Raw genomic sequence first — 12,100 nt, forward strand, 5'->3', positions numbered from 1 at the left:
CACGGGCGAGGGGGAGGTCGAGGCCACCCTGCGGGGCGGCGCTGTCGACCGCCCCGCCGACGTGACCCCCTACGAGCCTCTGATCGAGGCGAAGACGGGGCTCGGTGAGCTGCTCGCGCCCGTAGCCGGGTTCGGCGTGACGTTCGCGTCGCTGTTCCGCCCGACGGTCACCGAGCAGTACCCGTACGAGAAGGTGCCGACCAAGCCGCGGTTCCACGGTCGCCACCAGCTCAACCGGTACGCCGACGGCCTCGAGAAGTGCATCGGCTGCGAGCTGTGCGCGTGGGCCTGCCCCGCGGACGCGATCTACGTCGAGGGTGCGAGCAACGCACCCGACGCGCAGTTCTCGCCCGGCGAGCGATACGGCCGCGTCTACCAGATCAACTACCTGCGCTGCATCTTCTGCGGGCTGTGCATCGAGGCCTGCCCGACGCGCGCGCTGACGATGACCAACGAGTTCGAGCTCGCGGGCCCGACCCGCGAGGGGCTCATCTGGGAGAAGCAGGACCTGCTCGCCCCGATGCTGCCCGGCGCACTCGCCGCCCCGCACCCGATGGTGCCGGGCACGACCGATACCGACTACTACCGCGGTCAGGTCACCGGCCCGGTCGAGGAGCAGATCGACTGGGTGCGCGAGTTCCGGCCCGACGATCCCACGCTCCCCGGCGCGCCGACCCCCACCCCGGCCGAGCAGGGGCGCACCCGATGATCTCCACCACCTCTGCCGTGACCACCCTTGCGGGGGTTGCCACGGCGCTGACCGACAGCGGCAAGACGACCACGGGGGAGGCGGCACTGTTCTGGGTGCTCGCCCCGCTGATGGTGCTCGCCGCGCTCGGGCTGCTGTTCTCCCGCAAGGCCGTGTACGCCGCCATGAGCGTCGTGTTCGTGATGATCTCGATCGCGTTCCTGTACATCGCGCAGGACGCCGCGTTCCTCGGGGTCGTCCAGGTCGTCGTCTACACGGGCGCGATCATGATGCTGTTCCTGTTCGTCCTCATGCTGGTCGGCGTCGACTCGTCCGACTCGCTCACGGAGACCCTGCGGGGTCAGCGCTGGGTCGGCATCATCTTCGGGCTCGGCCTCGCCGGCCTGCTCGTGGCCGTCGTGGTCCGGTCGACCTTCCCGACGTCGGTGGGGCTGGACGAGGCGAACGCCGACTCCAACCCGGTCGCCGTCGCGCGGCTGATCTTCGGCCAGTACATCTTCGCCTTCGAGGTGGTCGGTGTGCTGCTCGTGACGGCGGCCCTCGGGGCGCTCGTGCTCACGCACCGCCAGCGCCTGACCCGGCGCATCGGCCAGAAGGAACGGTCTGATGCGCGAGTCGCGGGCGGCGGCGTCCTCACGCCGCTCCCCGCCCCCGGGGTGTTCTCGCGGTCCAACGCGATGGACGTGCCGGCCCTCGACCCGACCGGTGCGCCGATCGACGACTCGGTCTCGCGCGTGCTGCGGATCCGTGGCCAGGAACGCGAGTTCGAGATCGTCGCGGCGGAGATCGAGCCGCCCACCCGGACCGCCAGCGACCCGGAGGTCCTGTCATGAACCTGACCAACTACCTGGTCCTGTCCAGCCTCCTGTTCTCGATCGGCGCGACGACGGTGCTCCTGCGCCGGAACGCGATCGTGGTCTTCATGGGCATCGAGCTCATGCTCAACGCGACGAACCTCACGCTCGTCACGTTCGCCCGCATCCACGGTGACCTCTCCGGGCAGGTCATCGCCTTCTTCGTCATGGTCGTCGCGGCGGCCGAGGTCGTCATCGGCCTCGCGATCATCGTCCAGATCTTCCGAACGCGTCGCTCGGCCTCGGTCGACGACGTCAACCTGCTCAAGAGCTGAGGCGCCGCACGTGACCTCCTCGATCGCGACCCAACTTCCGGCCGCGGTGGCCTTCTCCACGGCCTCCGTCCCGGCATCCGGTCTCCTTTCCCTCGCCTGGCTGCTCGTGGCCCTCCCGCTCGCGGGCGCCGCGGTGCTGCTCCTGATCGGCCGACGTGCCGACGCCTGGGGCCACTGGCTCGGCGTCGTCGCCTCCGCGTCGAGCTTCCTCGTCGGCCTCGCGATGTTCATCGCGGTGCTCGGCCGGCCCGCGGCCGACCGCGTCATCGACCTGCACCTGTTCAGCTGGATCCCCGCCGGCAACCTGAACGTCGAGGCGGGCCTGCAGATCGACCCGCTGTCGCTGACGTTCGTCCTGCTGGTGACCTTCGTGGGCACGCTGATCCACTTCTACTCCGTGGCGTACATGGAGCACGACGTCGACCGGCGGCGCTTCTTCGCGTACCTGAACCTGTTCATCGCCGCGATGCTCCTGCTCGTGCTCGCCGACAGCTACGTGCTGCTGTTCGTCGGCTGGGAGGGCGTGGGCCTGGTCTCGTACCTGCTCATCGGGTTCTGGTTCACCAGCACCGCCAACGCGGTCGCGGCCAAGAAGGCGTTCATCGCCAACCGCATCGGTGACCTCGGCCTGCTCATCGCGCTGATGCTCATGTTCGCGACCTACGGCGCGGTGGACTTCTCCACCGTGCTCGGCGGCGTGGACGGCGTCAGCCAGGGCACGCTGACCGCGATCGGCCTGATGCTGCTGCTCGCTGCGTGCGGCAAGTCGGCGCAGTTCCCGCTGCAGTCGTGGCTCGGCGACGCGATGGCCGGCCCGACGCCGGTCTCGGCGCTCATCCACGCCGCGACCATGGTGACCGCCGGCGTGTACCTCATCGTGCGGTCGGGGCCGATCTTCGACGGGGCGCCCAACGCGCAGCTCGTCGTCGTCATCGTCGGCGCGATCACGCTGCTGTTCGGGGCGATCATCGGTTGCGCGAAGGATGACCTGAAGAAGGCCCTCGCGGCGTCGACCATGTCCCAGATCGGGTACATGATCCTGGCCGCGGGCCTCGGCCCGATCGGCTACGCGCTCGCGATCTTCCACCTCGTCACGCACGGCTTCTTCAAGGCGGGGTTGTTCCTCGGTGCCGGTTCGGTCATGCACGGCATGGGCGACCAGGTGGACATGCGCCACTTCGGTGCCCTGCGCAAGTACATGAAGATCACGTACATCACGTTCGGGTTCGGCTGGCTCGCGATCCTCGGGGTGCCGCCCTTCTCCGGCTTCTGGAGCAAGGACAAGATCATCGAGGCCGCGTTCGTCGGCGAGGGCTGGCAGCCCTGGGTCTTCGGCTCGGTCGCGCTGCTCGGTGCCGGGATCACGGCCTTCTACATGTCGCGCCTGTTCTTCATGACGTTCTTCGGAGAGAAGCGCTGGAACGACGGTCACACGTCGGCCCCCGGGACTGCACTGTCCAAGCTTCCGGTGCAGCACCCGCACGAGTCGCCTCGCCTGATGACCTACCCGATGATCGTGCTCGCCGTCGGCTCGGCCCTGCTCGGTGGGTTGCTCAGCATCGGCAACATGTTCTCCGACTGGCTCGCGCCTGTCACCGGGAACCCCGGTGAGCACGAGCCCGTGCTGCCGGTCTGGCTCATCATGACGCTGACGCTCGCGCTCGTCGCGGTCGGGCTCTTCCTCGCCTACCGGCAGTACGCCGTGGCGACGGTCCCCGTGGTCCCGCCCGTCGGCACGGCGCTCACCCGGGCGGCCCGCAAGGACCTCTACCAGGACGACGTCAACGACGGGCTGCTCGTGGAGCCCGGCAAGTACCTGACCCGATCGCTCGTGTACGCCGACCGTCAGGTCGTCGACGGCGCGGTCGGCGGGCTCGGTCACACCATGGTCCGGCTCGGCGAGGTCACCAGACGCTTGCAGACCGGTTACGTCCGCTCGTACGCAGCCACGATGACGTTCGGCCTGGTCGCCCTCGTCGCCGCCGTCCTGGCCACTCGGATCTGAGGGATATTCACATGCTGTCCGCTGGATTTCCCTGGCTCACCGTCCTGATCGTGCTGCCGCTCGTCGGTGCCGCGGTCGTGTGGTCCCTGCCGGCCTCCGCCCGCGCCTGGTCGCGGCACATCGCCCTCGGCGTCTCGCTCGTGGAACTGGTGCTCGCGGCCGTCGTCGCGCTCTCGTTCGACACGGCGATCGCCGGCACGCACCAGTTCTCCGAGGTGCACGACTGGATCCCCGCGATCGGGACCAGCTACGCCGTCGGGGTCGACGGCGTCGGCCTGCTCCTGATCCTGCTCTCGGTCGTGCTCACGCCGCTCGTGCTGCTCGCGGCCTGGAAGGAGCACGGCGGCGGGGGTGCCGCCGACGCGGACCGCAGCCGGCACTACGTCGCGCTGATCCTCGTGCTCGAGACCTTCATGGTGGCGATCTTCGCTGCCCGGGACGTGTTCTTCTTCTACGTCCTGTTCGAGGCGATGCTCATCCCGGTGTACTTCCTCATCGGTTCCTTCGGGGGCCTGCAGCGCCGGTACGCCGCGGTGAAGTTCCTCATCTACTCGCTCGCCGGTGGTCTCGTGATGCTCGTTGCGGTCATCGCGCTGTACCTCAACGGCCCGGGCGGGCCGCAGGGCTTCCTCACGGCGAACCTCGTCGCGATCGACCTGCCGGTGACCACCGAGCGGCTCATGTTCGCGGCGTTCTTCTTCGCGTTCGCCATCAAGGCACCGATGTGGCCCGTGCACACCTGGCTGCCCGACGTCGCCGAGACGGCTCCGGCGGGCACGTCGACTCTTCTGGTCGGCGTGCTCGACAAGGTCGGCACCTTCGGGATGCTCACGCTGTGCCTGCCCCTGTTCCCGAACGCGTCCCGCTGGGCCGCGCCGGTGATCATCGTGCTCGCGCTCATCTCGATCCTGTACGGCGCGCTGCTCGCGATCGGCCAGAAGGACCTGATGCGCCTGATCGCGTATACGTCGGTCTCGCACTTCGGCTTCATCGTGCTGGGGATCTTCGCGTTCACGTCGGTCAGCGTGCAGGGCTCGTCCTTCTACATGTTCAACCACGGCCTGTCGACCGGTGCGCTGTTCCTCATCGCCGGCTACCTCGTGGCGCGGCGCGGCAGCCAGCAGATCGCCGACTTCGGCGGGCTGCAGAAGGTCGTCCCCGTGCTCGCCGGCGTGTTCCTGGTCGCGGGCCTTTCGGCCCTGTCGCTCCCGGGCCTGTCGACGTTCGTCAGCGAGTTCCTCGTGCTGATCGGCACGTACTCGCGGTCCGGCCCGGCCGCGATCGTCGCGGTGACCGGCGTCGTGCTCGCCGCGCTCTACATCTTGCTGACCTACCAGCGCGTGTTCACCGGCCCGGTGAACCCCGAGCTCACCACGATGCCCGACCTGTCCGGTCGGGAGAAGTGGGCGGTCGCGCCGCTCATCGCCCTGATGCTCGTGCTCGGGTTCTACCCGGCACCGGCGATCAACCTGGTGCGCGAGCCGGCCACGATCACGCTCGAGCTGGTCGGGGTCAAGGACGTACCTAATGCCGTGACGGAAGCCCGGGTCTCCTCGGGCGCACAGACCGCCGGCACCGAAGAGGGGAGCACGAAGTGACCGGGGGCTTCACCGCGCCACAGATCGACTGGGCGCAGCTCGCACCGATCATCATCGTGCTGGGTGCCGGGGTGGTGGGGGTGCTCGTCGAGGCCTTCGTGCCTCGAGGCGTGCGCCGTACCGTGCAGCTCGCGCTCGCGCTCGTCGCGACCGCCGGCGCACTGATCGCCGTCTCCGCACTGTGGGCCGGGGTCGCCGACACGGGCGGGACCGCCGTCGTCGGCGGCTCGGTCATGATCGACGGGCCCGCGCTGGTGATCCAGGGCATCGTCGCCGCCCTCACGCTCATCTCGCTGCTCGTCATCGCCGATCGCACCGAGACGGGCGAGAACGCGTTCGCCCCCTCGGCCGCCGCGGTGCCCGGGTCGGACTACGAGCTGCTCTCCCGGCGTGCCGGGCTCGAGCAGACCGAGGTCTTCCCGCTCGTGCTGTTCGCCGCCGGCGGCATGATGATCTTCCCCGCCGCCGGGGACCTGCTGACCATGTTCGTCGCGCTCGAGGTGCTCTCGCTGCCGCTGTACCTGCTCTCCGGGCTGGCGCGTCGTCGTCGGCTGCTGTCGCAGGAAGCCGCGATGAAGTACTTCCTGCTCGGCGCGTTCGCGTCGGCGTTCTTCCTGTTCGGCGTCGCGCTGCTGTACGGCTTCGCCGGCTCGGTCCGCCTCGACGCCATCGCCGCGGCCACCACGACGGTCGTGGGTCTCGACCCGCTGTTGCTCGCGGGTGTCGCGATGGTGCTCGTCGGGCTGCTGTTCAAGATCGGTGCCGTGCCGTTCCACTCGTGGACCCCGGACGTGTACCAGGGCGCCCCGACGCCGATCACCGGGTTCATGGCCGCCTGCACCAAGGCCGCCGCGTTCGGCGCGCTGCTGCGCGTGGTCTACGTGATCGTGCCGTCCATCGTGTGGGACCTGCGCCCCGCGCTGTGGGCCGTCGTCCTCATCACCATGGCCGTCGGAACGCTCGTCGCCCTCGTGCAGACGGACGTCAAGCGGATCCTCGCCTACTCGGCGATCGCGCACACCGGGTTCATCCTGACCGGCGTCGTGGCGCTCAACCAGGCCGGCATCACGTCGGTCCTCTTCTACGTGCTCGCCTACGGCGCGGCGTCGGTCGGGATCTTCGCGATCGTGACGCTCGTGCGCGAGGTCGGGCCCGACGGCGTCGTGCTCGGCGAGGCGACGCACCTGGCGCAGTGGACCGGGCTGGGCAAGAAGCACCCGTGGCTCGCTGTCACGTTCTCGCTGTTCCTGCTGTCGTTCGCGGGCATCCCGCTGACCGCGGGCTTCATCGCGAAGTTCACGGCGTTCTCGGCGGCCGTCGAGGGCGGGGCGACGCCGCTGGCGATCGCCGGCGCGGTGGCCTCCGCCATCGCCGTGTTCTTCTACGTGCGCATCATCGTGCTGATGTTCTTCACGGACGCGCCGCGCCCAGGTGAGCACGTTGGCGCCGAGGTGACGGTCGTGAGGTCCGAGGGCATGACGACGGTGGCCATCGCGGTGACGGCGATCCTGACCGTCCTGCTCGGGGTGTTCCCGTCGCCGGTGCTCGATCTGATGGGCGAGGCAGCTAAATTCATCCCGTGACCTCGATGACCTCGCTCCCGTTGACCGACCCCGCGCTGGCGGAGCTGCTCACCGGCCGGCTCGCGCTGGTCGAGGAGCGGCTGCGCGACGCCGTCGCGCAGGCCGACGCCCTGGCGGACACCGCCTCGCGCCACCTGGTGAACGCCGGGGGCAAGCGGCTGCGGCCGATGCTGACGCTGCTCGCGGCCCAGCTCGGCGACGGGCGGCGGCCCGAGGTCCTGGACGCGGCGGTCGTGGTCGAGCTGACCCACCTTGCCACGCTCTACCACGACGACGTCATGGACTCCGCGCCGTTGCGCCGCGGCGCCCCGGCGGCGCACGAGGTCTGGGGCAACTCGGTCGCCATCCTGACGGGCGACCTGCTGTTCGCGCGCGCCTCGGCGACGGTCGCGGGTCTCGGCCCCGAAGCCGTCCGGATCCAGGCGGCCGCGTTCGAACGGTTGTGCCTGGGCCAGCTGCACGAGACCGTCGGACCCCAGGAGGGCGAGGACGCCATCGAGCACTACCTGCGCGTCCTGGCGGACAAGACCGGCTCGCTCATCGCGACCTCGGCCAGGTTCGGGGCGATGTTCGCGGGCTGCCCGCCCGATGTCGTGCGCATCGTCACCGAGTACGGCGAGAAGGTCGGCGTCGCGTTCCAGCTGGCCGACGACGTCATCGACCTCTCCGCGAGCGGGGCCGAGACCGGCAAGACGCCGGGCACGGACCTGCGCGAGCAGGTCGCCACGATGCCGGTGCTGCTGCTGCGCGCGCGGGCCGCCCGGCCCGACGCGCTCGCCGCCGACCGCGAGCTCGTCGCGTTGCTCGACTCCGACCTGACGGCCGACGCCGATCTCGACCTGGCGGTGCTGGGTCTGCGCCACCACGAGGTGGTTGCCGAGACCCGGGCGCTCGCCGTGAAGTGGGCCGGCGAGGCCGTCGCCGAGCTCGATCCGCTGCCCGCGGGGCCGGTCAAGGACGCGCTGCTGTCGTTCACCGACGCCCTGGTCGACCGCGCGTCCTGACCGCTCGGACCTACCAGCGCTGCTCGACGTCCTCGGCGGAGCCCTCGATGCCGTCGACCTGCCACCGGGCGCCGTCGTCGTCCTTGACCCAGCCCGTCCAGGTGCCGAAGCACTGGTGCGTCGAGGAGCGCACCAGGCGCAGGTCGGTCAGCGACACCCGGTCGAAGAACGGGGTGAAGGTGAGATCGGCCGCGTCGCCGCGCACGTGCCACGGGTCGGTCCAGCGCCCGGGGGTCCACGACCACACGAGCTCCTCGCGGAGCTTGTGCAGCCGTCCGTCGACCACCAGGGCGTTCTCGGTCGAGCCGGTGCCGTCGGTCCAGCGCCCGCCGAGCTGCAGCCCGATCGTGTGCCCACCGACCACGCCCGCGCCGAACCCCCAGTTCCAGGCGAGCTCGCGCGGCCAGTAGCCGCGACCGTGGTCGAGCGTCGCCCAGCCGGTCTTGAGCTCGTGGGTGCGGCCGTCGACCCGCAGCGCTCCGGTGACGGGGCGGCCGACGTCCTTGAGCGTGTACTGGAACGTGCGCCGGTCCCAGGGCACGACGACGCCGAGCCGCTCGTGACCCGTCGGCAACGGGACGAGCACGTCCAGACGGACCCGCGCCGTGGCGGCGCGCAGCCGGGTCCCGGCGGGCGTGTCGGTGATCCGCACCGCGGCGCGGGGGGTGCGGACGGTCGCCGGCCCGGTGCCGTGGGTAGCGGGCAGGTGGGTGCCGCGGGCCAGCGGGACGACGACGACCTCGTCCACCTCCTCGCCGGTCGCGCGGTCGAGCACCCAGACCTGGGTGAGGCCCGCGTAGTCCAGCGAGCTCACGGTCACGCCGACGACGTGCGTCGGGGTGATCAGGGCCCAGTACTCCCACCGCTTGGCCCGGCCCCAGCGTCGCGCCACGTGGCCGACCCGGTCGGTGCGGTGCAGCGGGGTCCGGGTCCAGCCGACCGCCGCCGGGTTGAGCGTGCCGTTCGCGAGCTGCAGGTCGACCGGCTGGTCGAGCTCATGGGCGTCGACGGGCACGTCGCTCACCGGCACGAGCACGAAACTTTCCGGTCGAACCGGCTGCGATGCGCCTGCGTGTGTACCCCCGCGTGTCATGGCGCGAGCCTAGTGAAGTCCGGGTCCGCGGCTCTGCGAACCCGCCCACGCGTCCTTGCCGCCCCGACCGCGGACGGACCTGGTCCCGATCGTCGATATCCTGCGGCGTGGCCACGTTCTCTTCTGTGACAAAACTGCACATCCTCCGGGCGATCGCCGAGTGCGACGATCGTGGCGCGGACGTGTTCCTCGAGGTGTACGGCTTCGAGCTCGCCCGGGACTACCCGCTCGTCCACGAGGGCCGAAGTTACGACTCCCGGGCGATCCTCGGGGTCGCCCACCGGTTCGCCACCGGGCGGCTCGCCACGTCGGACGCCTTCGGCAGCGACATGAGCGCCGCGGTGGCGATCCTGCGCAAGCGCGGCTTCGAGGTGACCGAGCCGGCCTCGGCGTACCCCGCGACGCCGCTGCGGTCCGCCCGGGCCCCGCGGACCCCGGCAGCGCGGACGCCTGCGGTGCGATCCACGACCGTGCGATCCACCGCCGCCCGCGAGGCGCCGTCCGCCATCTGCCCGACGTGCTCGATGACGCTCCCGGCGACGGGTATCTGCGACGACTGCGGCTGAACCGGCCCAGCTCAGGGCAGGGGTGCCGGGCTGTTCTGCGGGGTCGGCTCGGCGCTCGGCGCCGGGGTCCGGTGCGCGTCCAGCCAGCGGTCGAACGCGTCCGCCGGTACCGGCATCGACATGAGGAAGCCCTGCGCCTGGTCGCAACCGATCTGCGCGAGCAGGTCGTACGACGCCTGGGTCTCGACGCCCTCGGCGACCATGCGCAGGCCGAGGCTGTGCGCCAGCACGACGGTGGAGGCGACCAGCGCCGCGGCGCGTCGATCCTCGTCCATCGGACGGATGAACGAGGCGTCGAGCTTGAGCTCGTCGATGGGCAGGTCGCGCAGGTAGGCGAGCGAGCTGTAGCCCGTCCCGAAGTCGTCCACGGCGATCTGGACGCCGTTCTCGCGCAGCCGGGTCAGGATCGTGCGGGCCCGGTCGCGGTTGGCCATGAGGAACTCTTCGGTGATCTCCAGCTGCAGGGCCTCGCTGGGCAGCTCGCGCGCGGCAAGCATCGCGGCGACCATCTCGGGCAGGTCCGCGTCGACGAGCGAGCTTGCCGAGAGGTTGATCGCGACCGTCAGGCGGTCGCCCTGGGCCCACCAGGCGGCGGCCTGGTCGACGGCCAGCTCGAGCACTACCCGCGTCATGGCAGGCATCAGCCCGGCCTCCTCGACGAGCGCCAGGAAGGTCTCGGGGAAGAGCAGCCCGCGGGTGGGGTGACGCCAGCGGACGAGGGCCTCGACGCCGCGCACCACGCCGTCGTGCAGGTCGATCTTGGGCTGGTAGTGCAGCCAGAGCTCGCCGGACTCGATCGCGGTCCGGAGCTCGTCCATGGTCTGCCGTCGCGCCGCCCCGTCGTCGCGGTCCTCGCTGCCGTAGAAGTGGTGGCCGTCGCCGGAGGTCTTGGCCCGGTACATGGCGATGTCGGCCTTGCGCAGCAACCCCGACAGATCAGTGCCGTCCGTGGGGAACAAGGCGATCCCAATGCTGGCCGCGCTGTGCAGGGCGACCCCCTCGACGACGAACGTCTCGGCGAGCGCGGCCCGCAGCGCGTGCGCGACAGCCAGGGCCTCGCCGTGGCCGGAGTCCTCGAGCAGCACGGCGAACTCGTCGCCGCCGAGCCGGGCCAGCAGGTCGCCGGCCCGCAGGTGCTCGCGCAGGCGGGCGCCGACCTGGATGAGCAGCACGTCTCCGGCCTGATGGCCCAGGCTGTCGTTGACCTCCTTGAACTTGTCCAGGTCGAGCAGCATGAGGGCGTGCCGCCGGGACTCGTCCGTGAGCCGTACGGGGGCCTCCTCGCTGAGTGCGCGCCGGTTCGGCAGGCCCGTCAGCGGGTCGGTCACGGCCTCGTGGCGGCGCAGGTTGGCCATCTGGGCCAGCTGGACGAACGCGATCTGGGTGCGCACGGCCGCCGCGAGCAGCGTCACCCCGGCCAGCGTGACGACGAGGGCCGACAGGGGCTCGCGCGTCGCCATGACCAGCACGACGAGTGCGGCGGTGGTGGACAGGGCCGGCACCATCAGCGCCCGGGCCCGGGGGGCGGCGCGGGTCTGGGTGCTCGCCGTCGGATCGACCGGTCGCGCCGCGGCGTCGACCCAGAACGCGATGAATGCGAGCCCGATCGCCCAGCCCGCGTCCAGCGGGGTGCCGACCTCGTAGGTGTTGAGGCTCGTCTGCATGGCGAAGATGACGTCGGTGGCGGTGAAGAGCGCCAGACCTGCGAAGAGCAGCCCCCACCGGTTGCCGCTCCGCAGCTCGGGCAGGGTCACGATCCCGGCGACGGCCGCGACGAGGAGCAGGTCGCAGAGCGGGTAGGAGACCGCGATGACGGTGGCGACGAACCGCGAACCGGCGAGGGCGGAGTCCACGACCGGGCTGAGCACGACCGCCAGGACCGAGACCGCGCCGAGCGAGCCCACCACGCAGTCCCACCAGATCGACGACGCCATGCCCCGAGCGCGGCGGCGCACCACCACGATCAGGGCGGCGAGCACCAGCGGGTAGAACGTCAGGTAGCCGACGTCGGCGGGGGAGGGCACCGGGACGGACAGCATCCCCGCGAGCGAGGCGACGTAGAACGTGTCCCCGGCGGCGAACGAGGTCACCCCGGCGGCGGCGAACACGATCTCGGTGCGCCGCAGCCCGCCGCGCGCAACTGCGAGCCAGCACACGGCCACGGGCAGCCACACGGTCGCGAGCCCCAGGCCGGTGTCCACGAGCGGGCTGAACTCGGTGCCGTGCAGGGCGAGGGCTCCCGTGTACCAGGCGACGAGCGCGACCATCACCCACACCACGATCGTGCGGTAGGTCGCGTGCCCGCTCGAGCGCACCTCGCCCTCCTTCGCCGGAACTGCGCAAAGCGCCATCTTCCCGGCTCATCGACCCCCGACCCGGCGATGTGAGCCACCGCGAGAGCGGATCACCGAGT

At 70.9% G+C, this 12,100-nt stretch carries 10 protein-coding genes; 8 read left to right on the forward strand and 2 right to left on the reverse strand.

The genetic code is table 11. The features are described 5' to 3' along the window. Positions 1 to 61 precede the first annotated feature (61 nt). The 7 genes from nuoI to VTA80_RS11800 are packed head-to-tail and all read left to right on the forward strand — an operon-like array spanning position 62 to position 8,028. Entirely contained in the window at positions 62 to 709 is a 648-nt protein-coding gene (gene nuoI / locus VTA80_RS11770; protein WP_407345760.1) for an NADH-quinone oxidoreductase subunit NuoI, read from the forward strand. After that, positions 706 to 1,542, forward strand: a complete 837-nt coding sequence (locus VTA80_RS11775; protein ID WP_407341298.1) for an NADH-quinone oxidoreductase subunit J — start codon at positions 706 to 708, stop codon at positions 1,540 to 1,542. The genes nuoI and VTA80_RS11775 overlap by 4 nt, the downstream gene beginning before the upstream one ends. Continuing rightward, positions 1,539 to 1,838, forward strand: a complete 300-nt coding sequence (gene nuoK / locus VTA80_RS11780) for an NADH-quinone oxidoreductase subunit NuoK (protein WP_407341299.1) — start codon at positions 1,539 to 1,541, stop codon at positions 1,836 to 1,838. Before VTA80_RS11775 ends, nuoK begins: the two co-directional genes overlap by 4 nt. 46 nt (positions 1,839 to 1,884) lie before the next feature. After that, entirely contained in the window at positions 1,885 to 3,843 is a 1,959-nt protein-coding gene (gene nuoL / locus VTA80_RS11785) for an NADH-quinone oxidoreductase subunit L (RefSeq protein ID WP_407345761.1), read from the forward strand. A gap of 11 nt (positions 3,844 to 3,854) precedes the next feature. Further along, positions 3,855 to 5,441, forward strand: coding sequence for an NADH-quinone oxidoreductase subunit M (locus VTA80_RS11790; protein WP_407341300.1), 1,587 nt, complete (start codon positions 3,855 to 3,857; stop codon positions 5,439 to 5,441). Beyond that, positions 5,438 to 7,024 carry an NADH-quinone oxidoreductase subunit NuoN gene (gene nuoN / locus VTA80_RS11795; RefSeq protein ID WP_407341301.1) on the forward strand — a complete coding sequence of 529 codons (1,587 nt, stop codon included), beginning with the start codon at positions 5,438 to 5,440 and terminating at the stop codon, positions 7,022 to 7,024. The genes VTA80_RS11790 and nuoN overlap by 4 nt, the downstream gene beginning before the upstream one ends. 5 nt (positions 7,025 to 7,029) lie before the next feature. Continuing rightward, positions 7,030 to 8,028 carry a polyprenyl synthetase family protein gene (locus tag VTA80_RS11800; protein ID WP_407345762.1) on the forward strand — a complete coding sequence of 333 codons (999 nt, stop codon included), beginning with the start codon at positions 7,030 to 7,032 and terminating at the stop codon, positions 8,026 to 8,028. A 10-nt stretch (positions 8,029 to 8,038) separates the two neighbouring features. Here the strand turns inward: VTA80_RS11800 and VTA80_RS11805 are convergent, their stop codons facing one another. Further along, on the reverse strand, positions 8,039 to 9,052 hold the full coding sequence (locus tag VTA80_RS11805) for a DUF2804 domain-containing protein (protein ID WP_407341302.1): 1,014 nt from the start codon (positions 9,050 to 9,052) through the stop codon (positions 8,039 to 8,041). A 194-nt stretch (positions 9,053 to 9,246) separates the two neighbouring features. On the opposite strand from VTA80_RS11805, the gene VTA80_RS11810 reads away from it, so the two are divergent. Beyond that, positions 9,247 to 9,687 (forward strand): hypothetical protein, encoded by a 441-nt coding sequence (locus VTA80_RS11810; protein WP_407341303.1) that lies wholly within the window; start codon positions 9,247 to 9,249, stop codon positions 9,685 to 9,687. 11 nt (positions 9,688 to 9,698) lie between these two features. Here the strand turns inward: VTA80_RS11810 and VTA80_RS11815 are convergent, their stop codons facing one another. Then, complete coding sequence (locus tag VTA80_RS11815) at positions 9,699 to 12,002, reverse strand: putative bifunctional diguanylate cyclase/phosphodiesterase (RefSeq protein ID WP_407341304.1); 2,304 nt, start codon at positions 12,000 to 12,002, stop codon at positions 9,699 to 9,701. Positions 12,003 to 12,100: the final 98 nt, after the last annotated feature.

It is taken from the genome of Pengzhenrongella phosphoraccumulans (assembly GCF_045689905.1).
GTDB classification, from domain to species: Bacteria; Actinomycetota; Actinomycetes; order Actinomycetales; family Cellulomonadaceae; genus Pengzhenrongella; species Pengzhenrongella phosphoraccumulans.